Genomic DNA, 26,898 nt, shown 5'->3' with positions numbered 1-26,898 from the left:
CCTTTCTCGAAGGACTCCGATGGCCCCCCACCCCACCTCTGCCACCACCCTCGAAGACGCCGCGATCGCGCTCGCCGAACGGTGGATCGCCGAGGCCGCTGAGGTCGATGTCGACCCGGCTGCCGAGCGGCTCGCGGGAGTGCTGAAGGATCCGAACGGGTTGCCCTTCACCATCGGCTTCGTCGACGGCGTCATGCGCCCCGAGAGTCTGTCGGCGGCAGCATCCAATCTGAATCGCGTCGCCCCGCTCGTCCCGAGCTTTCTGCCCTGGTACCTGCGTGCCGCGGTGCACGTCGGCGGTGCCGTCGCGCCGGTGCTGCCCACGCCGGTTGTGCCCATCGCCCGCCGCGTGCTGCGCGAAATGGTCGGTCACCTCGTTGTCGATGCCCGGCCCGACAAACTCGGTCCCGCGATCGCCAAGATCCGTGAATCGGGGGCGCGCCTGAACCTGAACCTGCTCGGCGAAGCCGTACTCGGCGAGACCGAGGCGCTGCACCGGCTCGAGGGCATCCATGACCTGATTCGACGCCCCGACGTCGACTACGTCTCGGTCAAGGTCTCGGCGATCGCGAGTCATATCTCGATGTGGGCGTTCGACGAGGTCGTCGACACCGTGGTCGAACGGCTCATGCCGCTCTACCTCAGCGCGCGCGAAGACGGCACCTTCATCAACCTCGACATGGAGGAGTACCGCGACCTCGACCTCACGATCGCGGTCTTCACGCGCATCCTCGAGGACCCACGGCTGCAGGGTCTCGAGGCTGGCATCGTCCTGCAGGCCTACCTGCCAGACGCCCTTCCCGCTCTGCAACAGCTCACGGCCTGGGCGCAGCAGCGCGTCGCCGCGGGCGGCGCTCGGATCAAGGTGCGGCTCGTCAAGGGCGCGAACCTGGCGATGGAACGGGTGGATGCTGCGATCCACGACTGGCCGCTCGCCACGTACGGATCCAAGCTCGATTCGGACGCCAGCTACCTCCGGTGCCTCGACTACGCCTTCGACCAGACCCGCACCGAGGCCGTGCGCATCGGCGTCGCCGGGCACAACCTCTTCGACATCGCCTATGCCTGGCTTCTCGCGGGTGAGCGTGACGTCACCGGCGACGTCGAGTTCGAGATGCTGCTCGGCATGGCCCAGGGCCAGGTCGCGGCGGTCACGCGCGAGGTCGGACACGTGCTGCTCTACGTGCCCGTCGTGCGGCCTGACGAGTTCGACGTCGCGATCAGCTACCTCGTACGCCGGCTCGAAGAGAACGCGTCGAGCGAGAACTTCCTCTCTGCGGCGTTCGACCTCGCCGATGACCCGGCGATGTTCGAGCGCGAACGCGATCGTTTTCGCGACTCGATCGAGCGCGCCGCTGACCGGGGCTTGCCGGTCGGCCCGAATCGCACGCAGGATCGCTCGGTCGAAGCCGCGGTCGGTGAAAGTTCCGGGGCGAACGCGACCTCCGGACCTGAAATCGCGGCCGCAGGCGCCATCGAGCCCGGAAGTTTGACACAGATCGTCCTGAACCGGGCAGGATCGCCCAGTGCCAACCGCGCATCCGACCTGGGCGAGACCGTCCCGATCGCGCCCCCCACCCAGAACCAGGCGTTCGGTGGTGACTCGTACGTCGAGACCGCGGTGTTCGCCCGCCGCGAGGCGGGGACTCAGGCCGACGGCGCGCCCGGATTCCGCAACGCGCCCGACACCGACCCCGCGTTGCCGGCCAACCGGACGTGGGCGCGCGAAATTCTGGGGCGCATCGAGACCTCGACCGCCGGTGAAGCGACGATCGCGGCCGCACTCGTCAGCGACGAGAAGGTGCTCGAGTCCGTCGTCGCGAGCGTGCGCGAGGCTGCAGGCGCGTGGGGAGCAAAGCCCGCCGCCGAGCGGGCTCATGTTCTGCAGGCCGCTGCCCGCGCCATCGAAGAGCGTCGTGGCGAGCTGATCGAGGTTGCCGCATCCGAAACCGGCAAGGTCTTCGCCGAGGCAGATGTCGAGGTGAGCGAGGCCGTCGACTTCGCGAACTACTACGCCGCAACCGCACGCGAACTCGACAGCGTCAGCGGCGCGGTGTTCGTCCCGGCGAAGCTCACTGTCGTCACCCCGCCGTGGAACTTCCCGGTGGCGATCCCGGCCGGGGGAGTGCTCGCCGCGCTCGCCGCGGGGTCGGGGGTCGTGTTCAAGCCCGCGCCGCAGGCGCGACGCTGTGCCGCAGTGCTGGCCGAAGCGCTCTGGGACGCGGGAGTTCCGCGCGACGTGCTCGCCCTCGTCGACATCGATGAGGGCTCGCTCGGGCAGCAGTTGCTCTCGCACCCCGACGTCGACCGGGTGATCCTCACCGGAGCCTGGGAGACGGCGGCTCTGTTCCGCTCGTGGCGCCCTGACCTTCCGCTGCTCGCCGAGACCAGCGGCAAGAACGCCATGATCGTCATGCCGTCGGCCGACCTCGACCTTGCAGCATCCGACCTCATCAAGAGCGCGTTCGGACACGCCGGGCAGAAGTGCTCGGCCGCGTCGCTCGCGATTCTCGTCGGTCCGGTCGGGCGCTCGAAGCGCTTCGCGCGGCAGTTGGTGGATGCGACGACCTCGCTGCGCGTCGGCCCGCCGACCGACGCTCTGAGCGAAGTCGGGCCGGTCGTCGAAGTTCCGCGCGGAAAGCTCAAGTGGGCGCTCACGACTCTCGACGAGGGTGAGCAGTGGCTCGTCGAGCCGCGCGAACTCGATGCCGACCCCGAGTACGCCGGACGGTTCTGGACTCCGGGAATTCGAGCCGGCGTCGCGCCCGGATCGCGCTTTCACCTCGAGGAGTTCTTCGGCCCCGTTTTGGGCGTCATGCACGCGAACTCGCTCAGCGAGGCGATCGAACTGCAGAACGCCGTGGCCTACGGCCTGACCGCGGGCCTTTGCACGCAGAACCCCGACGATCTCGATCAGTGGCTCGACCACGTCGAGGCCGGCAATCTCTACGTCAACCGTGGCATCACCGGCGCGATCGTGCAGCGCCAGCCGTTCGGCGGGTGGAAGCGCTCGTCGGTCGGTCCCGGCACCAAGGCCGGTGGCCCGAACTACCTCACGGGGCTCGGGTCGTGGCGCGCATCGGCCGGTCACACGGCGTCGTCGACCCTGCACCTGCGCGGCCTCGACACGCGCATCACCTCGTTGATCGAAGCCGCCCAGCCCTCGCTCGCCTACGACGGGTTCGAGTGGCTCCGCCGCGGAGCACTGTCGGACGCGATCGCATGGGACCGCGAGTTCGGCCAGGTCAAGGACGTCTCGCGGATCGGCGTCGAGCGCAACCTCTTCCGCTATCGAGCGATGACCGGCGTCGAGATTCGAGCGACGGGGGATGCCTCGTGGCACGCGCTCCTTCGTGTCGTCGTTGCGGGTCTTCGGGCAGGAGCCGGGTTCGTGGTGTCTGCGCCGGTCGGGCTCCCGCCCGCCGTGCGCCGAGTGCTCAGCGACCTCGGGGTCGACGTGTGGGTCGAGACCCAAGAGCAGTGGCTCTCTCGGGTTGCCGAGGTTGGCCCCAGCCGCATCCGGCTCGTCGGCACCCCGGACTCTGTCGTGGCCGCGCACCTCGCGCTCGCCGAAGCGACCGCCGGTGATCCCGACCTCGCGGTCTACCACAACGAGGTGACGACCGCGGGCCGGCTTGAGTTGCTCCCGTTCCTCCATGAGCAGGCGATCGCGATCACGGCACACCGCTTCGGCAACCCCGACCGCTGGTCGGAGGCCGTGATCTGACCCGGGCGGTGCGTACCTGCGGCGCTCCTGCGCGACACGCCGGGACGAGGCATCCGTCACGCGTGTCGATGTGAATTCCTGCAGTTGCGTACGCGCGCGTCCGTGGCACGATGGCGGAGTGGCAGAGCAGATCACGCAGCTGCGGATCCTCGAGCACGTGCAGCGGCTCGGCGAGCAGCATCCGCCCATCTCTCTCGACTCGGTCGACCGGGAGGTGCGTGATCCGCGAGCGGTCACCGAAAAGTACGGCCACGTCGTCGACTACCTCGCGCGGGTCGAGCTCGAGGTCGATCGCAATGTGCTCGAACTGCTCGTCCTGCTGCCCGATGTGCAAGAGGTCGATCGGCTCTTCTACGCCGATGTGTGGCAGCCGCAAGAGATCCAACACGGCCTGATCCTCGACCGGCTGCAGCAAGATCTCGGCCGGCCGGCGACCGTGCCCGAGCTCGAAGTTTCGATGAAGATGAAAGTGATGGGCGCGCTCGCGCACTTCTCGTCGATCCAAGACATCGCCCGTCTTCTTTACTACTTGACCGGAGCGAGCACCGAGCGGCAGGCGGTGCTGGCCTACAACGTCATCAACGACGGGATGCGGCAGCTCGGTGAGTCCGCGATAGCCGAGACGATCATCACCCCGATCAAGCAGCAAGAGCCGGGCCACTTCGCGTTCTACCGGATGTCGGCGACCGCACTCGTGCAGAGCGGCGAGCTGAAGCCCTGGCAGCTGTACCTCGCGCGAGTGCTCCGTGAGAAGACCTACAACCTCGTCGGCACGAACGGGCAAGACCGCTACCGCGCGCAGATGGGTGGGGTCGCCACCGCGCTCGGCTTCACCGACGACCTCGAGAAGTACGCGCGGGAGGTCGGACGCATCGAAGCGCAGTTGCTGTGGGCCGATCAGCAGGGAATGGACTTTCCGCCCTACGTTCTGAAGGCCCTCCGCCAGAGCATCGACCTGTACAAAGAGCGGGGTTTCGAGGCGGCCTGACGCCCCGTGCACAACCGCGGGATCGTGGCGCAACACGCCGGGTCGATGCGTCCGTCACCGGCGTGTAGACGCGGATCCCCGCAGTTGTGCACGCTCTGCTACGCCGGGAGCAGAGACCCGACCCGCTCGCGAGCAGTCGACGGGCGGATGCCTCGGATCAGGAGGTATCCCACCATCCACAGCTCACCAACCGTGGCTGGCATGGGGAGCAGATCCGCGATGAGACCGACGTTCGGGAGCGCGACGGCGACGATCGCACTGAGCACGTAGCCGACTCCGCCCACGAAGACGATCCAGCCGAGCACCACCGGCATGCGCCGGGTGGTGAGGATGAACATTCCCATCGGGATCAGCCACAGTCCGAAAAACACGTTGCCCACGGCCCAGAACGAGTCGGCGACCGTGTGCAGGAGCGCGACGGTCGCAGCGCCATCGGGCGCCAGGGCGGGGTTGTTCGTGACGGTGATCGCCGCAGTGAGCAGCGCGGCGCTGCCGAGGATCGCGAGGGCGTTACCCATGCCGAACGTCGCCGTGGCGAACGCTTCAACAGGGCGTTCTCGGCGGAACAGTGCGTAGAAGCCCACCGCCGCCAGGGCCTGTGAGATCACGGTCGCGAGTTCGAGCGTGACGCCGAGTCCGGCAAGTTCGGGAGAGTCTGCGATCTGCGGGCGGACCAGCAGAAACCCCACCATGCCGGTAACGGCAAGGGCGAGGTAGGCGGCGCCGGTGAGGCGGGCGGTACGGGTGTCGGACATTGCGGCTCCAAACTGAAATGTAAAGGATTCTTGACACCGCACCGTATGCCCACGTACGCTCAATGTCAAGAAAACATGACATCCCGAGGAGTCGACATGGGCTACGCCGAACGCAACACCTGGGTGCAGGTCGTGATGAGCACGGTGGGCACGGCGGTGTACCTGGTGATCGTGCTTCCGCAACTGTGGCAACGGCCGGTTGACGACATCGACTGGGTGTGGCCGATGGTCTGGACGATCGTCGGCACCATCGCCGCGACGATCCTCGTCAGCATCGGCTGGGGCATCCTCGCCGGCATTCGCGACCCTGACGAAGAGCACACCGCCGACCAGCGAGACCACGAGATCGAGCGCTTCGGCGACCGCGTCGGACAAGCGTTTGCCGTCATCGGCGGTCTCACGGCCCTGATCCTCACCATGCTCGAAGTCCACTGGTTCTGGATCGGAAACACCCTCTTCCTCGGGTTCTTCCTCTCGGCACTCCTGGGCGGCTTCGCGAGACTCAGCGCCTACCGGGAAGGTTTGCCCCAGTGACCGCCGACGTCATCTCTCATCGAGGCGGGCTCGTCTGATGGTCAAGCCGACGAAGGTCACGAACTCGATCCGGGCGGTGCGCGAAGCATCCGGAATGACACAGGCAGACCTGGCGCGCACCATCGGAGTCACCCGCCAAACCCTCATCGCGATCGAGCAGGGCAAGTACTCGCCGACGCTCGAGCTCGCCTTCCAACTCGCCCGCGCCTTCGGCGTGGGGCTCGACGACCTCTTCACCTACCCCGAAGTCACGGAGGCTGGAACATGAACGCTCCCCACGAATCCACCGGCACTGCTGCTGCGGTACCCCTCCCGCGCACGATGCGCATCTGGCGCCAGCGTGCGTACGGCTCCGCCGATCTCGTCACCGCGGTCACAGCCGCGGTGCCCACGCCGCGGCGCAAGGAGGTGCTCGTGCGCGTCGAGGCGGTGTCGATCAACTCGGGCGACGTGCACCTCATGCGCGGCGAACCCCGGATGGTGCGCCTCTTCTTCGGCCTGCGGCGCCCACGGGTCGCCGGTCGCGGAATGGACGTCGCCGGCACCGTCGTCGCCATCGGCGCCGACGTGACGGGCCTCTCCGTCGGCGACCGGGTCGTCGGTGCGGGAACCGAGACGCTCGCCGACTATGTCACGGTTGCCCAGAAGCGGCTCTCGCGTCTGCCCGAGAACGTATCGATGGCGGATGCTTCGACCCTTCCGATCGCGGGCAACACCGCCGTCACGACTCTCGACGCGTGCCGCGTCGGTGAAGGGTCACGAGTGCTCGTCCTCGGTGCGGGCGGGGGAGTGGGCACGCTCACCGTGCAGCTGGCGCACGACCGCGGCGCCGAGGTCTGGGCGACCAGCGGCGCCCGTGCGGAGGACCTCGTTCACAGGCTCGGCGCCGAGCGCACGTTCGACTACCGCACGACACCAGTGGCGAGCCTGCCGGGAGACCACTTCGACGCCGTCATCGACATCCCCGGCGATGCTCCGCTGGAGGTGCTGCGCGATCGCCTGCGCCGCGGGGGAGTCGTCGCTCTGGTCGGCGGAGACGGCACTCCCGTGCTCGGACCCTTGCCGCGAATCTTCCAGTCGATGTTCTCCGGTCGAGACGGGCGGAAGTTCCGCTCGATCACGGCCACGACGAAGGCCGACGTCACCGCGAGGCTGGTCGACCTCGTCGCGGCCGGGCGGCTGACGCCCTCTATCGAGCGCACGTACACGATGGCCGAAGCATCCGCCGCCCTCGCGCACGTCGAGAACGGCCGGACCGTCGGCAAGGTGGTCGTTGTGCAGGGCGAAACGACCCTCCCGGAGGCGTAAGGCCCGATCGGAGCCGGTTCACCCTGCAACTCGCACGGGTTACGACTCGCAGCCGTCGCACCGGAGCGTGCGAGAATGGATGCTGGCGTGCCCGTGTCGCCCCCTGAGATCCCGGTTCCTGAGTGAGGATGCGAATCGAAGGGCCGCCGGGCCCAAGGACAGCGTCCGCCGCACCCCGTCTCGAGGAGCGAATTTGTCCGCGCAGCCCGCCCGCATCCAGCACCGTCGTACGTACCTGATGTGCCGCCCTGAGTTCTTCACGGTGAGCTACACGATCAACCCGTGGATGCAACCGGCGAACCCGACCGACACCGCCAAGGCTGTCGCGCAGTGGCAGAAGCTGTACGACACGTACCTCGAACTCGGTCACGAAGTGCACCTCATCGACCCGATCGATGGCCTGCCCGACATGGTCTACACCGCCAACGGTGGGTTCCTGATCGACAATGTCGCGTACGGCGCGAAGTTTCGCTTCCAGGAGCGGGTGCCCGAGGGCCCGGCGTTCATGGAGTGGTTCGCCGCGAACGGCTTCGAGGTTGCCGAGCCGGTCATGGTCAACGAGGGTGAGGGCGACTTCCTGCTCGTCGGCGATGTGATCCTCGCGGGCCGCGGTTTCCGTTCGACCGACGACAGCCACCGAGAGCTTCGTGATGTCTTCGGCAAAGAGGTCGTTTCGTTGACACTGGTGGATCCGCGGTTCTACCACCTCGATACAGCGATCGCGGTGCTCGACCCCGTGCAGGGCGCAGGCGGCGTCGACCACGCGAACATCGCGTACCTGCCGCTCGCTTTCGACGAGGCATCCCAGCGGATCCTTCTCGAGCGCTTCCCCGACGCAATTCAGGTCTCGGACGAAGACGGGTCCGTCTTCGGACTCAACTCGTCCAGCGATGGCCTCAACGTGATCATCTCTCCGCGTGCCAAGGGCTTCGAGGCTCAGCTGCGTGAGCGCGGCTACAACCCGGTGATGGTCGATCTCTCAGAACTTCTTCTCGGCGGCGGCGGTATCAAATGCTGCACGCTCGAACTTCGACGCTGAACGGAGCGCAGACGATGAGCGCAACTCCTTCCGCAGTGGATGCCGCGACCGTCGCCGCTATCGCGGTCGAGGATGCCCATCTCGCGCACAACTACCACCCGCTTCCTGTCGTTGCCGCGCGCGGCGACGGCGCGTGGGTCACCGATGTCGAGGGCAAGCGATACCTGGATCTGCTCTCGGCATACTCGGCGCTGAATTTCGGGCACGGGCATCCGGCGATCCTCGCGGTCGCTCGTGAGCAGCTCGAGCGCCTGACGCTCACCAGTCGGGCGTTCCACAATGACCAGCTCGGACCCTTCGCCGCCGCGCTTGCCGCGCTGTGCGGCAAAGACATGGTGCTGCCGATGAACACCGGCGCCGAAGCGGTCGAGACCGGCATCAAGGTCGCCCGGGCATGGGGCTACCGCGTGAAGGGTATCCCCGCCGACAGCGCCGAGATCATCGTCGCGGACGGCAACTTCCACGGCCGTACGACCACGATCGTCGGCTTCAGCGACGACCCGGATGCCACGAGCGGGTTCGGGCCGTTTACTCCCGGTTTCGTACGCGTTCCGTTCGGGGATGCTGCGGCCATCGCCGCAGCGATCACCCCGCACACCGCGGCCGTGCTGATCGAGCCCATTCAGGGCGAGGCCGGCGTGATCATCCCGCCGGACGGCTACCTCAGCGCGGTGCGGGACTCCTGCACCGCGAACAACGTGCTCTTCATCGCCGACGAGATCCAGTCCGGCCTTGGCCGGGTCGGTACGACCTTTGCGTGCGACCGCGAAGGCATCGTGCCCGACGTGTATCTGCTGGGGAAAGCGCTGGGTGGCGGCATCCTGCCCCTCTCTGCGGTCGTGGCAAACAGCGACGTTCTCGGTGTGATCCAACCCGGCCAGCACGGATCGACGTTCGGCGGCAATCCGCTCGCGACCGCGGTCGGCCTGCGGGTCGTTGAGATGCTGCAGACCGGTGAGTTCCAGACCCGCGCGGCCGCGCTCGGTGAACACCTAGAAGCTGCGCTCGAGCCACTGATCGGGCACGGTGTTGTGCGTTTCCGCATTGCGGGGCTCTGGGCTGGCATCGACATCGACCCCGCCGTCGGCACCGGTCGCGAGATCGCCGAGAAGCTGCTCGCTCGCGGCGTGCTCGCAAAAGACACCCACGGTCAGACGATCCGGATCGCCCCGCCTCTGGTCGTGCGGGCGACCGAGCTGGACTGGGCGGTCGAGCAGCTACGGGTCGTGCTCGCGGGCTGAGGCGCGGGCAGCGGCACCGAAACCCGCTACGCGAAGACCGTGAGAAATCGCTCGTGCCAGCCTGTCGCGCCGTCCGGTGCGACCCCGGCGGTGTCAGAGGTCTGCACTTCGCCGTCGGCGCTGATCGCCCGGCACCGAATCAAGTGGTCGCCTTCGGTGGCCACCCACGGCACGCTCCACTGCACCCAGGTGTCTTCTGAGATCGCGGTGGCCAGTGTCGCTGGGCGCCACTCGCCCTCGTCGATCTGTACCTCGACGCCCGAGACGCCAACGTGCTGGTGCCAGGCGACACCGGCGATCACGGTTTCGCCGGCCTTCAGCCCCTGCGCCCGCCGGGGCACGTCGATGCGGGACTGCAGCTTGATCGGCCCGCGCTCTGACCATCCGCGCGTCGACCAGTAGGCCTTGACCTGATCGAACCGGGTGACTTCGAGGGAGGTGACCCACTTCGTCGCTGACACGTAGCCGTAGAGGCCGGGTACGACCATCCGCACCGGAAAGCCGTGTTGCAACGGCAACGGTTCGCCGTTCATTCCGACCGCGAGGATCGCGTTGCGGTCGTCGGTCAACGCCTCGATGGGGGTGGATGCGGTGAACCCGTCGCGTGAGGTCGAGAGCACCATGTCCGCATCTGACACGGGCTTCGCCCGGGCCAGAAGTTCGCGGATCGGGTAGCCGAGCCAGAGGGCGTTGCCGATCAGCTCGCCGCCGACCGGGTTCGACACGCACGCGAGAGTGGTGACGCTCTCTTCGAGCGGCAGGGCGAGCAGTTCGTCCCACGTGAGCGTGAACTCGTTCTCGACCATGCCGTGCACGCGCAACGACCAGTCGGCCGGATCGATCTCGGGGATGATGAGGGCCGTGTCGATCCGGTAGAACGAGTCGTTTGGGGTGATCACGCGGGCAAGCCCCGGGATGCGCAGTTCGGCGGATGCCGGGATCGGCGCCGCGGCTCCTGCCGGGGTCGGAAGGCGCAGTGCGCGGCGCACGGCAGTGACGGCCGCTGCCCCACTGGAGCGGACGCTTCCGGCGGCGATCGCCAGTACTCCCGCCACGGCAGCCGCTCCGGTCCAAGCGAAGAACCGACGGCGGTCGGGGGAGAGGGGCTCGTCGTCGGCGGCTCGGTCACTCTGGATCGCGGGCGCGGCGGAGGTCGAAGCATCCGCCGCCGGACGCAGACGCCGAACCAGGAACCACAGGGTCAGAGCGCCGACACCGCCGGCGACGATCGAGGGCAGCCAGGCCATGCCTCCCGCGTCGGGGCGCAGCATCGCGACGACTGCTCCGACGACACCGAAGGCGGCGACCACCGCGGCGCCCCAGCGTGGGCGGCGAAGTTCGAGCCACCCGGCGAAGGCGGCGAGCACCAGACCGACCAGCGCGATGCCAGCGATCAAGGCGATCTTGTCGGCGGTACCGAACAGTGCAATCGCGGCATCCTTCGCCCAACTCGGTGCGGCATCGATCAGCGCGGCGCCGATCGCGGCGACCGGACTCGACGACGGAGCGATGACGGCGGCGGTGAGTTCGCCCAAGCCCGCACCGAAGATGACCGCGCCCACACCGGCTGCCCAGCCGAAGGCGGGCGCGGTTCGATCAACGGGGTGGGCCACGTCGTCAGCCTATGACGGCTGTTCCGGGCGAGGAGCGCTCCGGTCGAACTGTCATCAGTTCGTCAGAATTGCGCGGCCGAGCGAGAACCTCGGCAGGCGGAGGAGATTCTGCGAGGGGAGGATGCTGGGCGTCGGAATCACCCTCCGCTCGCTGCATCCCCTGTCGCCGTGCGCTTTCGTCTCAGGCGAACGAGAGAGCCGAAACACTGTGGCAACACACGCCCGACTAGAGTCGTCGCATGGGTGATCTGTTCGACGGCTACGGCTCGACACTGGCGCCGCGCAAGACCGCTTCGGGCATTCCCGCGTTCGACGAAATGTTCGGCACCCCGGAACACTCCGGGGCCCCGGCAGAGTCGCGCAAGGCATACCGCGAGCTGTATCAAGCGCTGGCGAAGATGACGCAGGAAGAGCTGCGCGGGAGAACCGATTCGCTCGCGAGTTCGTATCTCGCGCAGGGCGTGACGTTCGACTTCGCCGGCGAGGAACGTCCGTTCCCGTTGGATGCCGTTCCGCGCATCATCGCCTTCGACGAGTGGTCACGTGTCGAGTCAGGCGTGAAACAGCGCGTGCGCGCACTTGAGGCCTTCCTCGACGATGCCTACGGTCGTCAGCACTGCGTGCGTGACGAAGTGCTCCCCGCCGGGCTCATTGCGTCCTCGCAGTACTTCTATCGCCAGGCAGCGGGCATCCATTCCGCGAACGGCGTGCGGATTCAAGTCTCGGGAATCGACCTGATCCGCGACGAGCACGGCGAGATGCGGGTGCTCGAAGACAACGTGCGCGTGCCGTCGGGCGTGAGCTACGTGATCTCGAACCGCCGGGTGATGGCTCAGACGCTTCCTGAACTCTTCGTCTCGATGCGGGTGCGCCCCGTCGGTGACTACCCGAACAAGCTCCTCGCAGCCCTGCGTGCCTCGGCTCCCGCGGGAATCGAAGACCCGAACGTCGTGGTGCTCACGCCTGGTGTGTACAACTCGGCGTACTTCGAGCACACCCTGCTCGCGCGCCTCATGGGCATCGAACTCGTCGAGGGCCGCGACCTGCTCTGCATTGGCGGCAAAGTCTTCATGCGTACGACTCGCGGCCCCAAGCGCGTCGATGTCATCTACCGCCGTGTGGACGACGAGTTCCTCGACCCCCTGCAGTTCCGCGCCGACTCGATGCTCGGCGCCCCTGGGCTTATGCTCGCGGCGCGCCTGGGCAACGTCACGATCGCCAACGCGGTCGGCAACGGCGTCGCCGACGACAAGCTGCTCTACACCTACGTGCCCGACCTCATCCGGTACTACCTGGCCGAAGAGCCGATCCTCAAGAACGTCGACACGTGGCGCCTCGAAGATCCGGGTGCTCTCGAAGAGGTGCTCGACCGGCTTCCCGAGCTCGTGGTCAAGCCGGTGGACGGCTCGGGTGGCAAGGGACTGGTTGTGGGTCCGGATGCCTCGCCCGCCGAGCTCGAAAAGCTCCGCAAGCGCCTCATCGCCGACCCGCGCGGCTGGATCGCTCAGCCCGTCGTCATGCTCTCGACCATTCCGACGCTCGTCGAGGATGGCATGCGCCCCCGCCACGCCGATCTCCGCCCGTTCGCGGTCAACGACGGAGACGACATCTGGGTGCTTCCCGGAGGTCTCACCCGCGTTGCACTGCCCGAGGGGGAGCTCGTGGTGAACTCCAGCCAGGGCGGTGGGTCGAAAGACACCTGGATCGTCGGTGGCGCAGCGCCCGGTCACGTCGAGTACGGCCAGGGGGATGGCCTTGCCGGTCTCGTCGCCGACCAGGCATCGACGATCACCTCGGCGATTCCGATCATCTACGACACTCAGCCCGCTCCCACTCATTCGCCGCGCGACCCCAGCAGCGGCGATCGGGGCGAGCAGGAGCAGCAACAACAGCAACAGCAACAGGCGACGGAGGAGGTGACCGATGCTCTCTCGGATTGCTGAATCGCTCTTCTGGATCGGGCGCTACATCGAGCGCTCCGACGGCACCGCCCGCATTCTCGACGTCCACCTGCAGCTGCTCCTCGAAGATCCGTGGATCGACGAAGACACCGCATGCCGGTCGCTGCTCCTGGTGATGGGCTCCATCCCGCCCGAGCCTGGGGAGATCGTTCGCCGCGAGGATGTCCTCGCCCGGCTGGCCGTTGACCGGACCAACGCAGCATCCATCGCCTATGCACTCACCGCGGCACGCGAAAACGCCCGCCGCGCGCGCGAGATCGTCTCCACCGAACTGTGGGAGACACTCAACACCACGAGCGCCAGGATGCCTCGGCGCCTGCAGAGCGACAAAACGCACGAGTTCTTCAAGTGGGTGCGCGAGCGTTCGGCGCTCGCCATCGGCACGGTCGACTCGTCCACGAGCCGCGACGAAGCGTGGCAGTTCTTCACCCTCGGCCGTGCGATCGAGCGCACCGACATGACCGCACGCCTGCTGGCTACCCGGTCGTTGACTGAAGTCTCAGGCCCATCGTGGACCACGATCCTGCGGTCGTGCGGGGCGTACGAGGCATACCTGCGTACCTACCGAGGCATGCCGAGCGCGCGCAACGCCGCCGAGTTCTTGCTGCTCGACCGCCTGTTCCCGCGCTCGATCATCTACTCGATCCAAACCGCCGAGGCGTGCATGAGCGCGATCGACCCGAGAGCCGACCGCGTCGGGCACTCCAACACGGTGCTGCGTGCGCTCGGTCAGATCCGAAACGACCTCGAGTATCGCCCAATCAGCGAGATCCTCAGCGAGTTGCCCGAGCACATGGACAGGGTGCAGAAGGTCACGCGCGAAGCATCCGAAGCCATCCGCGACCGGTTCTTCCCGACGCAAGCCGAGCCGAGCTGGATCGGAGAGATCTCATGAAGCGTTTGCGCATCGAGCACACGACCGGGTTCTCGTACCAGGGAGACGTGTCGGCGTCGTACAACGAGGCACGGATGCTGCCGGGTTCGACCGACAGCCAGTTCGTGCTGAGCTCATCGCTCGACATCGAACCCTCGACGAGCGTGAATCAGTACGTCGACTACTTCGGCACCCGTGTCGCGGTGTTCGACGTGCTCTCGCCGCACACGGATCTCAAGATCACCGCTCGCTCGCTCGTCGAGGTGCGTCCGCGCCCGCTCGAGCAGGTCGACATGACCTGGGATGCCCTGAAGCGCGAGTCGATGCGCTCGATCGAAACCGTCGAGCAGATGGGCCAGTCCGCGAGGACCCGTCCGCACGCGGAGGTCGTCGATATCGCCCGCTCGATCGCTGCGCAGCACTCGGACCCGGGTCACGCCGCGATGGCGATCTCGTCAGCGATCGGCGACGCCGTCGAGTACATGCACGGCATCACCGGCGTGCACTCCACCGCGACCGAGGCGTGGGAGGCCCGCAAGGGCGTTTGTCAAGACATCGCGCACATCACCCTCGGCGCCCTGCGCGAAGTCGGGATTCCCGCGCGGTACGTGTCGGGCTATCTGCACCCGAAGGAGTCCTCTGAGGTCGGCGTGGCCATCCCGGGGGAGTCGCACGCGTGGGTGGAGTGGTTCGCCGGCGAGTGGCAGGGCTTCGACCCGACGAACAACATCGAGATCGGTGACCGTCACGTGCTCGTCGGCCGCGGACGCGACTACGGCGACGTGCCCCCGCTGCGCGGGGTGTACGCGGGGCCGTTCAAGAGCCACCTGCACGTGAAGGTGACGATCACCCGCGAGGCGTAGCCAGGCCCGTAGCGACGGAGAGGATGCAGCGAGCGGAGGACTCTCGCGTGCAGAGGCATCCTCCGCTCGTCGTATCTTTTCCCTCGCCGCGGCCAGCGGCTACGCGTGCGGCGGCGCCGTAGACCGCCGCACCTCGACACGCGGCTGGAACACGACGTTGTGCTCGGGTGTCTCTCCCTTGATCAGCGCGCGCATGCGCGTCCAGGCGAGACTTCCGAGCACCTCGTGCGGCACCGATGCGGTCGTCAGCGACGGAGACATGAACCGGGCGAACGGGATGTCGTCAAAGCCGGTGACCGAGATGTCATGGGGGACTCGGACGCCGCGTTCGACCAGTCCGTGCACGAGACCGATGGCCACAAGATCGTTGAAGGCGAGCGCAGCGGTCGCATTCGTGGCGATGACGGACTCGACCGCGTCGAGGCCCTGGGCACTACCGGCGCCGGCAGCCACGCGAGAGATCTTCACATCGGAGACGGATGAGGTGAAATCGGCGAGCCCACGCAGGCGATTCTCGTTGGCAACGCCTTCGGGCCCACCGACGTAGACCATCCGTCGATGTCCCAGGCTGTAGAGGTGACGAGCGAGGCTCTCCACGCCGCTGCGGGAGTCGACGGACAGGATCGGTGCCAGAACGTCCGAGCTGAAGCGGTTCATGAGCACGACCGGTCCGAGGGTCTCGGTCGCGCGCACAAGTTCTTCCTCTGTCATGCGTGGTGCGCAGAGGACGAGCGCATCGCACCGCCCCCTGATTTCGGCGGCGAGAAGCGGTTCATCGTCGGGTGTCTCGGCAGAGTCAGCGACCAGGACCCGGTAGCCCTCGCTCGCCGCGGCCTTGCTAAGTCCCGCGAGGACGGCTTGAAAGGAGGGGTTTGCAAGGTCTGGCACCAAGAAGGCGATTGCGTTCGTCTGCCCGAGGGCAAAGCTGCGTGCGAGGTGATTGGGGGAGTAGGCGAGTTCCTTCGCCGAGGCGTGAACGCGCTCGGCAATGTCTGGAGTTCCTGAAAACCGCCCATTCATCACGCGTGACACGGTTGCCGGTGAGACCCCGGCGTGGCGTGCGACTTCGGCGATCGTCGTCGATCGAGCCCGTTGGATCACTCATTGCTCCTCTTGCGGTGAAACCGCTCTCGCAGAGAGTATCGCGATTGGCGGGTGATGCGCCCCGTACTTGCGTGGATTTGCGAATCCGTCCCTCGCTTGACGCTCGTTCATCGTGCATTGCTCACAGCTCGCGAGTAGCATTTGGTGAAAGCGATTTCTCGCCTGCTTGCAGGCCCACTCTCCACGGAACGAGGCGCAATGACGCGTACCGACCTCTCTTTTCTTCGGGTTCACGGCACAGACCTGGTCGATGAATCCGGCGCGACCACACGTATGGCGGGCGTGGGCCTAGGCGGCTGGATGAACATGGAGAACTTCATCACCGGCTATCCCGGCAATGAAGAGGCGATCCGACGGCTCCTGCGTGATCGGATGGGGGATGACGCGTACGACGCGTTTTTCGACGAGTTTCTCGACGTTTTCCTGGCCGACGAAGATGCAGCCTTCCTCGCGTCTGTCGGCATCGACAGTGTGCGCATCCCGTTCAATTACCGACACTTTGAGGATGACGCGCGCCCCTTCGTGTTGAAAGAGTCCGGCCTCGACCGGCTCGACCGTGTCGTCGCCACGCTCGGGCGCCACGGCATCCGCTCAATCCTCGATCTGCACGCCGTCCCGGGGCGGCAGAACCAGCATTGGCACAGCGACAATCCGACTCACGTCGCGGAGTTCTGGAACCACCCGCACTTTCAGGATCGCGTGGTGAACCTGTGGGAGGCGATCGCCGACCGCTTCCGTGATCGACCGGAGGTCGCTGGCTACAACCCGATCAATGAGCCGGCCGACCCCTCGGGCAAGGTGCTGCTGCCGTTCTACGAGCGACTCGAAGCTGCGATTCGCAGTGTCGATCCGCGTCATGTTCTATTTCTCGACGGCAACCGCTATTCGACCGACTTCAGCATCTTCGATCGCCGGAGCGATCCGCTCCCGAACACGGTATACACCGCCCACGACTATGCGCTGCCGGGCATCACGAGCGCCACCGCCTACCCGGGAACCACGCGCGGCGAGTACTTCGACCGCAGTGTCGTCGAGCAGACGTTCCTGCGCCGCACCGAGTACATGCGCCGCACGGGCACTCCGATCTGGATCGGTGAGTTCGGACCGGTGTATTCGACCGACCGTTCGCAGGACGTGTGGCGTCTGCAACTCCTGCGCGATCAGCTCGAGATCTACCGCGACCACGGCGCGAGCTGGGCACTGTGGACCTATAAAGACATCGGGCTCCAAGGTCTCGTCTACGCCGACCCCGAGAGCGACTACCTTCGACTGATCCAGCCCCTTCTCGAGGCAAAGACACGCCTCGGGGTCGACTCGTGGGGCGGATCGGATGCCGGAGTCCGAAGCATCCTGGATCCCATCGATGCGACCTTCGCGCAAGAGTTTCCTGACTTCGCTCCCTACCCGTGGGGGCGCCAGCCGCACGTCGCGGTACTCGTGCGCCACATCCTGCTTGCCGAGCCGCTCGCCGAACGGTTCGCCGACCTCTTTCGCGGCGTGACGCCGGAGCAGGCGCGGCAGCTTGCGCGTACGTTCCGGTTTGACGGGATGCGGCAGCGCACAGGTCTCATCGACACGCTCCGCGCCCACATCAGCGGCGAATGACGCAGCCTCACTGGCGACTCAGGGGGCGGGATGGACGCCCTCAACGAGCGGATGCCATCCCGCGCCGAACCGCGCGGTGCCGCTGTCGTCACTCCCCGCCGCCAGGAGGCCCACCGCGGTGAGCAGGCCGCCGTTGCCGGGCAGGTAGATCGGGAGCGACTCGTTCTGACGGTTGTGCCCATTGGCGAGGTAGGTGTTCTTCGGCCTGTCCATAAGGAGGCAGTCCACTGCGAGAGCGGAGTCACCCAGCCGTGCCGCGGTCATCGCCGCCATCGGGAAGTCCCACCCCCACGCGGAATCCCAATCCCAGTCCCGCAGCACGTCGCGCAGAGTCGCGCTCATGACGGCGTCATCGACAAGGTGAGTGCGCGGCACCACGCCCAGCGTCGCGAGCATGCTCGGGTGGTCATCACGGACGAGGTAAGGCGGTGTGGCCAGAGCGGGGTAGAGGCCATCGCGAACGGGGAGGGATGTCATTCCGCGGGCCACGGTGACCCAGCGGGCGGGTACCTCCTCGCCCAGTCGCGTCTTCCAGTCGATTGCGGTTTGCAGGCCCCACGCCCAGTACGCCAGCTCAAACGTCGGGTTTCGTGCGGTCGCCCGCCCGTCGACGTAGGATTCCTGCGCGGGAATGATCGGTGGCCCGAGCTCGAAGCCGCCGGAACTGTTCGAGGCGAAGGCGGCCATGAAATCCGCGCTGGCGAACACGATGGGTGCCCAGCGGCGCACGGTCGAAGCATCCGGATGTGCGCGGAACATCAGCTCAGCGAGGTGGATCGGATGCGGCTGTTGCCACACGAGAAACGGTCCGATGGGGCTTGGCGCTTCGACGCCCTCTGGTCCGACCTGCTTCGGCCATCTCGCACCGGTTAGGCCCTGCCGCGCTGCGGTCTCTCGCGCGCGAGGAAGGACTCGTTCGTACCACGACAGGCTCGGCTCCAGGAGTGCTGACCTGCCCCACTGCGGCAACCACGCGTGGTGCCACCAGTGCATCTCAAGGTGGAACTTGCCGCGCCACGAGTTGAGCATGAGGCCCGTCTCGGCGGGGGGAAGGCTGCCGGCGGTCAGCGCACTGACGTACTGCGACAGCACGACCCGACGCTCGAGCTCGCCAGCACGGGGGTCGTCGCTGGAGGCCAGGTCGACGGCACCTCCGGCGAGCCAGAAGGCTTCCCAGTGCGTTGCGGCGGCGGAGAAGACGGCGGATGCTGCGCGCCCTTCTGGACGCAGGATTTCAGGAGTGAACTCGACCGTGACGTCGTGGGTTGCGGCGCCCGCACGAGGTCGCACGGCGAATTCATGCGGGCCGATCTGCACGACGGTGGAACCGGGGGCAGTGATCTGGACGGTGTAGACGGTGGCGTCGAGGGTACGGGTGATTGTCCAACCGTCTTCTGCCGGTGTCAGTGCGCTCGTATGTGCGCCGGGATGCGTCCAATCAGCGCCGTTGCCCCAGTCTTCAGAGCCGTAGGGAAAGCTCAGTCGCACTCCCAGGTTCGCCCCTGCGATGCGGAAGGCGACGGCATCACGCTCGGGGTGCACCGCCGTCGTTACTCGGTGGTCGGACCCTCCGAGGGAGAAGCTGCTGTGGATGGTGCCCGCCCACAGGTCCAGGTGCTGCGAGACGTTCGTGAGATCGTCGGCGGTTACTCCCGGTGCGACATCCAGCGCGATCCGGCCGAGGTCGAGTCGGTGGGGGTTGTTGCGCAGCCACTCTTCGGCGATGCTCTGACCCGCCGAAGACTCCGCCGAAAAGGTGCCGCCCAGGTCTTGGTACAGGGCCTGGCCGTGCGGGCTCTCATAGGTGTGCAGGAAGTCGGCCGCGTCATAGAAACCGGGCAGGCTGTGCCACCCCCAGTGGCTCATCGTCCCCAGCAGAGTGCCCGAGCGACCCCCGTATCGCTCTGCGACGGGATGAGCGTCGGGGAACGTTTGCAGCCCGGTGGCATCGACGGTCACGTTGAATTCGCCGTTGCCTACCGAGAGTGGGCTAGCGGGAACCACCCGATCAAGCCGCACGTCGTGCCGTGCTACCAGTGCCCGCCGGTCGATCGAGGTCATGCGAACCATCCTTGCGCTGTCGGGGTGAGCGTGCCCACACAGAGACCAGCGGGCGGCCCGTGAGGACCGCCCGCTGTCATCGTGCGTCGATCAGCCTGCTGACTCCAGTGAGGCGTTCAGTTCGGTGATCCAGTTCGAGGTGCCTTCCTCGATGGTCGTCCGCCCGAAGAGGATGTCCGACTCGGTGCGCTGAGTGAGTTCGTTCATGATTCCGCCACCCGCGGGCTGCGGCGGTGCAACGACTCCGATCTCGAGCACGCGCTCGAGGTACTCGGCTGCCTGGGCATCGGCCTCACCGAGGAGCGGCTTCACAACCTCAAGGATCGCGGGGTTGAACTGCAGTCCGCGGTTGGAGAGGATCACCTCTGCAGCCTCGGGGTCATTCAGCAGGAAGTCCATCAGCATGGCCGCTTCCGCAGGGTGCTCGCTCTTGGCAGCGATCGCCCAGAACTGCGAGGGCAGCACCGCAACCCCCGAGACATCCGTATCGGTCGGCGGGGGCAGGATCTGGACAGATGCTCCGCCCGTTCCTGCGGCGTAGCTGCCGATCTGGTTGCTGTACGCGAAGGTGATTCCTGCGCGTCCGGTGCCGAAGGGGCTGAGGTCGGGGGTAGCGGCCCAGTTCTCGACGATCACCGTCGGGTCGGGCAAGCCACCGTTTGCGACGAGTTCCTCTTCGATCTCGAACCACGAACCGAGGTCGGCTTCATCAATCCCGATAGTTCCTTCGGGGGTGTACATGCCGTACTCGGTGATCTGCGCGAGGTAGGTGCCGACGATGTCCTGGATGCGAAGATCCAAGCCCATCACGCCCTCGCCACCCGATGCCGAGACTTCTTCTGCGGCGCTGGAGAGGTCATCCCAGGTCCAGTCTTCTGTCGGCAGGTCCACGCCCGCGGTCTCGAAGATGTCTTCATTCACGAGCATCCCGATAGCGTTGCCGCCCGTGGGGAGCCCGTAGACCTTTCCGTCAACGGTGGTGTTGGTGAGGGTGAAGTCGGGGTACGGAGCCAAATCGACGTAGTCCGACACGGTGTCGAGGTCAAGGAGGGCGCCCGCGGCGCCGTACTCCAGCGGCTTCGCGCCGCCGAGAGCGAAGACATCCGGCGCAGTGCCTGAGGCAAAGTCGGTGGCGAGTCGGTTGAAGAGGTCATCGGGCGCGCCGACCGGCTGCGCGACCACCGTGATGTTCGGGTGCTTGTCCTCGAACATGTCGATGACTTCGTCCATGAGCGCGGCGCGCTCATCGTTGCCCCACCAGGAGATCGTCAATTCGACCGGTTCTGTGGAGTCCGGCGTGGAGGACGCACCGCCGTCTGACGAGCCGGCGCAACCGGCGAGCAGTAGCGAGGCCGCGGCGATGGAGCCGATGGCAAGTCCAGTAATCCTGCGTGTACGCGTCATTGCGCCCCTTTTCATGTGATTCGCGGAGCGCCGAGCGCGGTGCTCCGATGTTTTGCGGGAGTGCGGGCCCGCTGTCGGTTTCTCGCTTTGCTCTGGGTGGCGAGCAGTCTTCGAGAAATCGATTTCACGAAAAGTAACAAACGCACGCGGCCGTGTCAACGCCTTCTCGCGCAACCCTTGACGATTACCGGTTCTGCAGTGGGGTCGCCCGCGTGGTTTGACAAGACTCGGATGGGGGGCGAAGATCAATCTCACGAGAAACCGGTTTCTCGTTGCCGGACAAGGAGGTCCCGTGAGCAGTCTCGGTGAACTGAGGAGCATTGCGCTCGCTCGAAAGCAGGGCGGCGCCAAAGAGCGCACCCGAACCCCCGACAACGTCGCCGGCTACCTTTTCCTGGCGCCGTGGATCATCGGGTTGGTCGTCTTCACGATCGGTCCCATGATCGCTTCGTTGTACTTGGCATTCACTCGCTACAACCTCCTTCAGCCGCCCGAGTGGATCGGTGCCGACAACTTCGTGCGGATGGCCGGCGATGAGCGGTTGTGGAACTCTCTGTGGGTCACGCTCGTCTATGTCGGCGTCGGCGTTCCCCTCCAGCTTGCCCTCGCCTTGGCGATTGCCGTGCTGCTGGACCGTGGCATGAGAGGGCTCGCGATCTATCGCTCGATCTTCTACCTGCCGAGTCTGCTCGGCGGTTCGGTTGCGATTGCCATCTTGTGGCGTCAGGTGTTCGGCACCGACGGAATCGTCAACGGATTTCTTGCGTGGTTCGGGATCGAGGGTACGGGCTGGATCTCCAACCCGGACACCGCCCTCGGCACGCTCATCATCTTGAACGTGTGGACGTTCGGCTCGCCGATGATCATCTTCCTGGCTGGTCTCCGCCAGATTCCCGAGATGTACTACGAGGCCGCCCAGGTCGATGGCGCAGGACGCGTGAAGCGATTCTTCTCGATCACGTTCCCCCTGCTGACGCCGATCATCTTCTTCAACCTCGTGCTGCAGATCATCTTCGCCTTCCAGTCCTTCACTCAGGCGTACATCGTCTCGGGCGGCAGCGGAGGCCCCTCGGACTCGACCATGTTCTTCACGCTGTACCTCTACAAGCAGGCATTCGAACTGTTGAACATGGGTTATGCGTCGGCGTTGGCGTGGTTCCTCCTCATCATCATCGCGGGATTCACCGCGATCAACTTCTGGGTCTCGAAGTACTGGGTGTTCTATGACGACTGATGCGCCCGTCACCGATTGCACACCGTCTCGAGCGCAGAAAGGCCTGCACCAATGACTCTCGCCAAGCAACCACCGCTCCCCGGAGCCGTCCTGACCGCTCCGTCCGCCTCAGACGACGACCGTCGCAGGAGGCGCCGCCGCCGAGACTCAGGCACCTCCGTGTTGAAGCACGCAGGCCTGATCGTGCTCTCGCTGGTCATGATCTATCCGCTCCTGTGGCTCGTGGTCTCCTCGTTCAAGCCCAACGACGAGATCTTTACAAACCTCAGCATCTTCACGACGAATCTCACTGTCGAAAACTACGTCGACGGCTGGGATTCGCAGGGCCCGCCGTTCACGCTGTTCCTGGTGAACTCGAGCATCCTCGTGATCGGCGCGATCGTCGGCAATCTCATCTCGTGCTCACTCGCCGCATACGCGTTCGCGCGCCTGCGCTTTCGCGGCCGCAATCTCTTCTTCGTCATCATGCTCGGAACGATCATGTTGCCGTTCCATGTTGTGTTGGTGCCGCAGTTCGTGATCTTCGAGCAACTCGGATGGCTGAACACCTTCCTCCCGCTCATCGTCCCGAAGTTCCTCGCTGTCGACGCGTTCTTCGTCTTTCTGATGGTCCAGTTCATTCGTGCGTTGCCCCGTGAGATCTTCGAAGCCGCCCGCATCGATGGGGCCGGCCATTTCCGCACGTTCCTACAGGTGACTCTGCCGCTCATGATTCCGGCCCTCGCGACGACGGCGATCTTCACCTTCATCTGGACCTGGGGCGACTTCTTCGGGCCTCTCATCTACCTCCGCACGCGGGACGTGTTCCCCGTGTCGGTGGCGTTGAAGGGCTTCGTCGACGCGCAGTCGTCATCGGACTACGGCGCGATGTTCGCGATGTCGGTCGTCTCGCTCATTCCTCTGTTCATCGCCTTCCTCGTGGGGCAGAAGTACCTCGTCAAGGGCTTCGCCACCACCGGAATCAAATGACGGATGCCTCAGCATCCGCTTCTGAAAGGAACTCGATGAGCTCCCTCACGCGCTACGCACTCATCGGCGCGGGCTCGCGCGCTCAGATGTATGTCGACGCCATCGCGGGCCCGCACGCAGACGTCGCCGAACTCGTTGCCTGGGCCGACACCAACGTGGGTCGTCTCGACTGGCACGAGCGGAGGCTCACAGCCACCGGGATTGCCGCTCCGCGGCGGTTCGGTCCGGACGGCCTGGCTGAGGCAATCCGCGAACACCGAATCGACCGGGTCATCGTAACCACGCCCGACTGGACCCACGCCGACCTGGTCGTGGCAGCGCTTGAAGCCGGTGCCGACGTGATCGTCGAGAAGCCGCTGACCACCTCGGCCGACGGTGTTCGTCGCATCGCCGAGGCGGCGGAGCGCACTGGTCGCTCAGTCACGGTGACCTTCAACTACCGCTACTCGCCGCGCAATGCCGCGCTGAAGCAGCTCATCCAGTCGGGGGAGGTCGGCGAAATCACCTCGGTGCACTTCGAGTGGGTGCTCGACGTCGCTCACGGCGCCGACTACTTCCGGCGTTGGCACCGCGACAAGGACAGCTCGGGCGGCCTGCTCATCCACAAGGCCTCACACCACTTCGATCTTGTGAACTGGTGGCTGCAGGAGTCGCCGCGCCGGGTCTTCGCGAGCGGTGGCTTGCGCTTCTACGGTGCCGACAACGCGGCCCGCCGAGGACTCGGGGAGCGGCCCGAGCGAGGCACCACCGACTCCGCGTTGCGCGATGGGTTCAGCCTTGATTTGCGCAGGGATCTGGTACTTCGGGAGCTCTACCTCGACCAGGAAGAGCACGACGGGTACCTGCGGGATCGTGATGTCTTCGACGCGGGCATCACCATCGAAGACAACCTTGCCGTGATCGTCGACTACGTCGGCGGAGCGACCATGTCGTACTCGCTCAACGCCCACTCACCGTGGGAGGGGTATGTGGTGGCGGTCAACGGCACGGCTGGTCGCGCGGAGCTCACCGTTGTGGAGCGCGGTGCCGTGTTGCTGGATGAGGACGGTCGCGTGGTGGTTGACCCGTCCGCTCGCCCGGGGGACGTCACCGAAGAGGACTCGCGTCCTGTTTCGGAGCGCCTCGTCGTGCAGCAGCACTTCGGATCAGCGCGCGAGGTGCCGGTTCCTGCGGGTGACGGCGCGCACGGCGGCGGTGACGCTGTCCTCCTGCGCGAAGTGTTCGTCGGGGGCGAAGCTGACGAACTCGGGCGGGCGGCAACCTGGCGGGACGGTGTGCGATCGATGGCGGTCGGCCTGGCGGCCAATCGATCCCTCGAGACCGGTCAGGTCACGCTCGTCGCCGATCTTGACCTGGGGCCTGCGGCCTCTGCGCTTTAGGTCGTCGCATCCGCCCGGCTGGGTACAGGTCCATCTTTGTCGCGGTGGGAAGATGGAGCCGATGAACGAGAAACTTCCGCAGGGCACGAACTACTGGTTCACCGCGGAACGAGGCACTCGAGCGACCTCTGTCATGGAGGCCCTGCGCAGCTATCGTGCGGCCGAGGCCGCCATGCGGCGTCGCACTCAACAGTCCATGGAGATGGGTGAGAACGAGCTTCTGACGCTCCGCTTTCTCACGCGCGCGCGGATGACAGGCGAGAACGTCACCCCCGTCGCGCTCAGCCGGTACCTCGGAATCTCGTCCGCCTCGACAACGGCACTCCTTGATCGGCTCGAGCGATCCGGCCACATCACGCGCTCACCGCACCCGGACGACCGTCGGAGCGTGCTGATCACGGCGAGCGTGAAGTCAGACAACGAGATCCGTCACACCTTGGCCGCCATGCACGACCGGATGATGTCGGTCGTGCGCCCGATGAGCGAACAGGACCGGGCTGTGGTGATCGGCTTCCTCGACGCGATGCGCGATGCAGTCGACGAGATCGACGCTTAGCGCGTCAGTCGGTAGCGGGCTGGGCCACTGACCGCGCCGCATCGGCGAGATCGGTGAAGAACTCCGCCACGACGACGCGGTCGTCGGGCTCTAACGAGCGTGCGACCTTGCGGAGCCGTTCGTCATAGTCGCCCATCGTCGAGGCGAGTCTGCGCTCTGCTTCGGGCGTCGCCGAGATGAGGATGCTGCGACGATCGGTCGGGTGGCTCGCGCGCTCGACCATGCCTGCCCGCTCCAGCCGATCGAGCAGCGCGGTGGTGGAAGCGGAGGAGATTCCCAGTCGGCGAGAGATGTCGCTCGGGGTTGCGTCCTGCCCCGCGGTCGCCGTCGAGATGACGTACTCCATCACTCGGATCTCGTTGTCGGCGAGGCCCGTCACTGCGCGCACGCGGGTCTGTACGTCGGCATCTGCTCGGCGAAATTCCAGATAGGCCGTGACGATGTCGTCGCCCTGGGTCGTTGCGTCGGTCACACCTGCCTCCAATGCTTACGAGACGAGAATACAACGAACTAAGTATCTCGTTTGATGAACTACTTACATTGTGAGTAATATCTCAGGTGAGCTACTCCGCTGACGAAAGGAATTGAGATGGGCCGCTTGTACTACGCGCACGCTGACGCGATCACCATGCCTGACCACACTCTCGCGTATGTGCGAACCATCGCGATGACCAAGCTTCGTCGATCAGAGAGCTTCTCGCTGTCGTTGCAGGGCGGCGACACGAACGGCATGTCGACCGTGTGGCTGCACTGCTCTATCCCGCTTCGCTTCGAGTTCGACTCGGACATCATGCCCGCGCTGGACCGACGCCGCCTCGAAGAACTCGCGCACGCCGCCTCATCATCGGCGGGACTCGTCATCGACCTCACCGAGCTGCAGGCGCCCGCTGATATTTCCATCGCTCGCGGCCAGTTGGAGCGTGTCGCATGAGCCTCGTCAGCACTCTCACCGAAGCGGCTGCGCCGCGCCCAGCACAGTGGCATGAGCCCGAACCCGACTTCTTCGTGGGTTCGCGCAGAGGCGACTTCATCGGTTCGATCGAGAAGACCGCGGTGGGAACGTTCGTCGCGTTCGACGGACTGTCGACGCCGGTCGGCCGCTACCCGTCGCTCGCTGAGGCACAGCGCGCACTCACCATCCTTGCGGGTGGGGATTCCGGGCTGGACGAGCGCTCGACCCGTCTTGCTCAGTTGATCGCTACGGTCGCGGGAACCGTGTCGATCTTCTTGCTGGCGGGCGCAAGCTCTCTGCCCCTGTGATCTCGCGCGTCGGAGAGCTCGGTGAGCTAACTCGCTTCAGCAGTGGCTGACTGTTGCAGAGCGGCGTCGGTCTTTTCCTGCAGGAACGTACACAGCAGTGCCAGAGTCGAAAGGTCGTGGGCGAGGCGTGCAACACCTTCGGCATCCAGATCGAAGGGCTCGTGACGCGCTTCGAAAGTCACCATCCACTGAGCGACGTTCTGGACCATCGTCACGTGAATATAGGTCACGGTAGACGCGGTCCGCAGTGAGACGATCACCAGGCCCGAGTCGGGAGCCGAGGTGTAGTCCTTATCGAGAACCGAGATCTCGGTCGCGACACCGGGGTGCTGCTCGGTGAATTCGCGCACCCACGACTCGACCGTCCGCTGGTCTCGATACGGCATGACACACCCTGTGCTCTCTGCGCCGCGGGGTTCGACG

24 protein-coding genes are annotated in these 26,898 nt (G+C 66.0%); 17 read left to right on the top strand and 7 right to left on the bottom strand.

Annotated features, from left to right (window positions below; translation table 11 throughout):
• The first annotated feature begins 19 nt into the window (after window positions 1–19).
• Window positions 20–3,727 carry a proline dehydrogenase family protein gene (locus LG299_RS08755; RefSeq protein WP_404429280.1) on the top strand — a complete coding sequence of 1,236 codons (3,708 nt, stop codon included), beginning with the start codon at window positions 20–22 and terminating at the stop codon, window positions 3,725–3,727.
• 118 nt (window positions 3,728–3,845) lie between these two features.
• Window positions 3,846–4,715 (top strand): GTP-binding protein LepA, encoded by an 870-nt coding sequence (locus LG299_RS08750; protein ID WP_404429278.1) that lies wholly within the window; start codon window positions 3,846–3,848, stop codon window positions 4,713–4,715.
• Window positions 4,716–4,813: 98 nt separating this feature from the next.
• Here the strand turns inward: LG299_RS08750 and LG299_RS08745 are convergent, their stop codons facing one another.
• Window positions 4,814–5,470, bottom strand: coding sequence for a DUF4386 domain-containing protein (locus tag LG299_RS08745; RefSeq protein WP_404429276.1), 657 nt, complete (start codon window positions 5,468–5,470; stop codon window positions 4,814–4,816).
• Between the two features lie 96 nt (window positions 5,471–5,566).
• On the opposite strand from LG299_RS08745, the gene LG299_RS08740 reads away from it, so the two are divergent.
• The 5 genes from LG299_RS08740 (at window position 5,567) to rocD (ending at window position 9,592) form a co-directional block, all read left to right on the top strand.
• On the top strand, window positions 5,567–6,004 hold the full coding sequence (locus LG299_RS08740; protein WP_404429275.1) for a hypothetical protein: 438 nt from the start codon (window positions 5,567–5,569) through the stop codon (window positions 6,002–6,004).
• A 37-nt stretch (window positions 6,005–6,041) separates the two neighbouring features.
• The gene (locus tag LG299_RS08735; RefSeq protein WP_404429273.1) at window positions 6,042–6,272 is read left to right on the top strand and encodes a helix-turn-helix transcriptional regulator; all 231 of its coding nucleotides are present in this window, start codon (window positions 6,042–6,044) and stop codon (window positions 6,270–6,272) included.
• The gene (locus LG299_RS08730) at window positions 6,269–7,312 is read left to right on the top strand and encodes an NAD(P)-dependent alcohol dehydrogenase (protein ID WP_404429271.1); all 1,044 of its coding nucleotides are present in this window, start codon (window positions 6,269–6,271) and stop codon (window positions 7,310–7,312) included. The genes LG299_RS08735 and LG299_RS08730 overlap by 4 nt, the downstream gene beginning before the upstream one ends.
• Window positions 7,313–7,550: 238 nt before the next feature.
• Window positions 7,551–8,351 (top strand): dimethylargininase, encoded by an 801-nt coding sequence (gene ddaH, locus LG299_RS08725; protein ID WP_404434845.1) that lies wholly within the window; start codon window positions 7,551–7,553, stop codon window positions 8,349–8,351.
• Between the two features lie 14 nt (window positions 8,352–8,365).
• The gene (rocD, locus tag LG299_RS08720) at window positions 8,366–9,592 is read left to right on the top strand and encodes an ornithine--oxo-acid transaminase (protein WP_404429269.1); all 1,227 of its coding nucleotides are present in this window, start codon (window positions 8,366–8,368) and stop codon (window positions 9,590–9,592) included.
• Between the two features lie 26 nt (window positions 9,593–9,618).
• Here the strand turns inward: rocD and LG299_RS08715 are convergent, their stop codons facing one another.
• Window positions 9,619–11,205, bottom strand: coding sequence for a molybdopterin-dependent oxidoreductase (locus LG299_RS08715; RefSeq protein ID WP_404429267.1), 1,587 nt, complete (start codon window positions 11,203–11,205; stop codon window positions 9,619–9,621).
• A 239-nt stretch (window positions 11,206–11,444) separates the two neighbouring features.
• Here LG299_RS08715 and LG299_RS08710 point away from each other — a divergent pair, with 239 nt between their 5' ends.
• From LG299_RS08710 to LG299_RS08700, 3 genes are read left to right on the top strand one after another with little or no spacing between them, the layout of a single operon-like run.
• The gene (locus tag LG299_RS08710) at window positions 11,445–13,148 is read left to right on the top strand and encodes a circularly permuted type 2 ATP-grasp protein (RefSeq protein WP_404429265.1); all 1,704 of its coding nucleotides are present in this window, start codon (window positions 11,445–11,447) and stop codon (window positions 13,146–13,148) included.
• A complete protein-coding gene (locus LG299_RS08705; protein ID WP_404429263.1) occupies window positions 13,129–14,061 on the top strand; it encodes an alpha-E domain-containing protein in 933 nt (310 codons plus the stop codon). Before LG299_RS08710 ends, LG299_RS08705 begins: the two co-directional genes overlap by 20 nt.
• Window positions 14,058–14,903: a transglutaminase N-terminal domain-containing protein gene (locus LG299_RS08700; protein ID WP_404429261.1), complete on the top strand. Its 846-nt coding sequence runs from the start codon at window positions 14,058–14,060 to the stop codon at window positions 14,901–14,903. The genes LG299_RS08705 and LG299_RS08700 overlap by 4 nt, the downstream gene beginning before the upstream one ends.
• Before the next feature lie 99 nt (window positions 14,904–15,002).
• On the opposite strand, the gene LG299_RS08695 is transcribed toward LG299_RS08700, so the two are convergent.
• Window positions 15,003–16,004: a LacI family DNA-binding transcriptional regulator gene (locus LG299_RS08695; RefSeq protein ID WP_404429259.1), complete on the bottom strand. Its 1,002-nt coding sequence runs from the start codon at window positions 16,002–16,004 to the stop codon at window positions 15,003–15,005.
• 201 nt (window positions 16,005–16,205) lie between these two features.
• Between LG299_RS08695 and LG299_RS08690 the strand changes: the two genes are divergently transcribed.
• Window positions 16,206–17,612: a glycoside hydrolase family 5 protein gene (locus tag LG299_RS08690; RefSeq protein ID WP_404429257.1), complete on the top strand. Its 1,407-nt coding sequence runs from the start codon at window positions 16,206–16,208 to the stop codon at window positions 17,610–17,612.
• Window positions 17,613–17,630: 18 nt separating this feature from the next.
• On the opposite strand, the gene LG299_RS08685 is transcribed toward LG299_RS08690, so the two are convergent.
• Window positions 17,631–19,673: a hypothetical protein gene (locus tag LG299_RS08685; protein ID WP_404429255.1), complete on the bottom strand. Its 2,043-nt coding sequence runs from the start codon at window positions 19,671–19,673 to the stop codon at window positions 17,631–17,633.
• A gap of 90 nt (window positions 19,674–19,763) precedes the next feature.
• Window positions 19,764–21,077 (bottom strand): ABC transporter substrate-binding protein, encoded by a 1,314-nt coding sequence (locus LG299_RS08680; protein ID WP_404429253.1) that lies wholly within the window; start codon window positions 21,075–21,077, stop codon window positions 19,764–19,766.
• A 292-nt stretch (window positions 21,078–21,369) separates the two neighbouring features.
• Here LG299_RS08680 and LG299_RS08675 point away from each other — a divergent pair, with 292 nt between their 5' ends.
• The 4 genes from LG299_RS08675 (at window position 21,370) to LG299_RS08660 (ending at window position 25,215) form a co-directional block, all read left to right on the top strand.
• Window positions 21,370–22,311 (top strand): carbohydrate ABC transporter permease, encoded by a 942-nt coding sequence (locus tag LG299_RS08675; RefSeq protein WP_404429251.1) that lies wholly within the window; start codon window positions 21,370–21,372, stop codon window positions 22,309–22,311.
• 51 nt (window positions 22,312–22,362) lie between these two features.
• Window positions 22,363–23,280, top strand: a complete 918-nt coding sequence (locus tag LG299_RS08670; RefSeq protein ID WP_404429249.1) for a carbohydrate ABC transporter permease — start codon at window positions 22,363–22,365, stop codon at window positions 23,278–23,280.
• A 35-nt stretch (window positions 23,281–23,315) separates the two neighbouring features.
• Window positions 23,316–24,659, top strand: a complete 1,344-nt coding sequence (locus tag LG299_RS08665; RefSeq protein WP_404429247.1) for a Gfo/Idh/MocA family protein — start codon at window positions 23,316–23,318, stop codon at window positions 24,657–24,659.
• A 61-nt stretch (window positions 24,660–24,720) separates the two neighbouring features.
• Window positions 24,721–25,215, top strand: coding sequence for a MarR family winged helix-turn-helix transcriptional regulator (locus tag LG299_RS08660; RefSeq protein ID WP_404429245.1), 495 nt, complete (start codon window positions 24,721–24,723; stop codon window positions 25,213–25,215).
• A gap of 4 nt (window positions 25,216–25,219) precedes the next feature.
• On the opposite strand, the gene LG299_RS08655 is transcribed toward LG299_RS08660, so the two are convergent.
• Window positions 25,220–25,687, bottom strand: coding sequence for a MarR family winged helix-turn-helix transcriptional regulator (locus tag LG299_RS08655; protein ID WP_404429243.1), 468 nt, complete (start codon window positions 25,685–25,687; stop codon window positions 25,220–25,222).
• A gap of 156 nt (window positions 25,688–25,843) precedes the next feature.
• Here LG299_RS08655 and LG299_RS08650 point away from each other — a divergent pair, with 156 nt between their 5' ends.
• A complete protein-coding gene (locus LG299_RS08650; protein ID WP_404429241.1) occupies window positions 25,844–26,146 on the top strand; it encodes a hypothetical protein in 303 nt (100 codons plus the stop codon).
• The gene (locus tag LG299_RS08645) at window positions 26,143–26,475 is read left to right on the top strand and encodes a peptide ABC transporter permease (RefSeq protein WP_404429239.1); all 333 of its coding nucleotides are present in this window, start codon (window positions 26,143–26,145) and stop codon (window positions 26,473–26,475) included. Before LG299_RS08650 ends, LG299_RS08645 begins: the two co-directional genes overlap by 4 nt.
• Window positions 26,476–26,501: 26 nt before the next feature.
• Here the strand turns inward: LG299_RS08645 and LG299_RS08640 are convergent, their stop codons facing one another.
• The gene (locus LG299_RS08640; protein WP_404429237.1) at window positions 26,502–26,861 is read right to left on the bottom strand and encodes a protein-L-isoaspartate carboxylmethyltransferase; all 360 of its coding nucleotides are present in this window, start codon (window positions 26,859–26,861) and stop codon (window positions 26,502–26,504) included.
• Window positions 26,862–26,898: the final 37 nt, after the last annotated feature.

It is taken from the genome of Microbacterium lacus, assembly GCF_044794305.1.
Classification (GTDB): Bacteria; Actinomycetota; Actinomycetes; order Actinomycetales; family Microbacteriaceae; genus Microbacterium; species Microbacterium lacus_B.
Note: the sequence above shows the minus strand (reverse complement) of the source record. Positions and strands in the feature narration are given on the sequence as shown.

Bases quoted from the DNA above. Each gene is read 5' to 3' on its own strand.
- LG299_RS08755 (WP_404429280.1), top strand. From the start codon at position 20: ATGGCCCCCCACCCCACCTCTGCCACCACCCTCGAAGACGCCGCGATC.
- LG299_RS08745 (WP_404429276.1), bottom strand. From the start codon at position 5,470: ATGTCCGACACCCGTACCGCCCGCCTCACCGGCGCCGCCTACCTCGCC.
- LG299_RS08740 (WP_404429275.1), top strand. From the start codon at position 5,567: ATGGGCTACGCCGAACGCAACACCTGGGTGCAGGTCGTGATGAGCACG.
- LG299_RS08735 (WP_404429273.1), top strand. From the start codon at position 6,042: ATGGTCAAGCCGACGAAGGTCACGAACTCGATCCGGGCGGTGCGCGAA.
- LG299_RS08730 (WP_404429271.1), top strand. From the start codon at position 6,269: ATGAACGCTCCCCACGAATCCACCGGCACTGCTGCTGCGGTACCCCTC.
- ddaH (WP_404434845.1), top strand. From the start codon at position 7,551: ATGTGCCGCCCTGAGTTCTTCACGGTGAGCTACACGATCAACCCGTGG.
- rocD (WP_404429269.1), top strand. From the start codon at position 8,366: ATGAGCGCAACTCCTTCCGCAGTGGATGCCGCGACCGTCGCCGCTATC.
- LG299_RS08710 (WP_404429265.1), top strand. From the start codon at position 11,445: ATGGGTGATCTGTTCGACGGCTACGGCTCGACACTGGCGCCGCGCAAG.
- LG299_RS08705 (WP_404429263.1), top strand. From the start codon at position 13,129: ATGCTCTCTCGGATTGCTGAATCGCTCTTCTGGATCGGGCGCTACATC.
- LG299_RS08700 (WP_404429261.1), top strand. From the start codon at position 14,058: ATGAAGCGTTTGCGCATCGAGCACACGACCGGGTTCTCGTACCAGGGA.
- LG299_RS08690 (WP_404429257.1), top strand. From the start codon at position 16,206: ATGACGCGTACCGACCTCTCTTTTCTTCGGGTTCACGGCACAGACCTG.
- LG299_RS08685 (WP_404429255.1), bottom strand. From the start codon at position 19,673: ATGACCTCGATCGACCGGCGGGCACTGGTAGCACGGCACGACGTGCGG.
- LG299_RS08680 (WP_404429253.1), bottom strand. From the start codon at position 21,077: ATGACGCGTACACGCAGGATTACTGGACTTGCCATCGGCTCCATCGCC.
- LG299_RS08670 (WP_404429249.1), top strand. From the start codon at position 22,363: ATGACTCTCGCCAAGCAACCACCGCTCCCCGGAGCCGTCCTGACCGCT.
- LG299_RS08665 (WP_404429247.1), top strand. From the start codon at position 23,316: ATGAGCTCCCTCACGCGCTACGCACTCATCGGCGCGGGCTCGCGCGCT.
- LG299_RS08660 (WP_404429245.1), top strand. From the start codon at position 24,721: ATGAACGAGAAACTTCCGCAGGGCACGAACTACTGGTTCACCGCGGAA.
- LG299_RS08650 (WP_404429241.1), top strand. From the start codon at position 25,844: ATGCCTGACCACACTCTCGCGTATGTGCGAACCATCGCGATGACCAAG.
- LG299_RS08645 (WP_404429239.1), top strand. From the start codon at position 26,143: ATGAGCCTCGTCAGCACTCTCACCGAAGCGGCTGCGCCGCGCCCAGCA.
- LG299_RS08640 (WP_404429237.1), bottom strand. From the start codon at position 26,861: ATGCCGTATCGAGACCAGCGGACGGTCGAGTCGTGGGTGCGCGAATTC.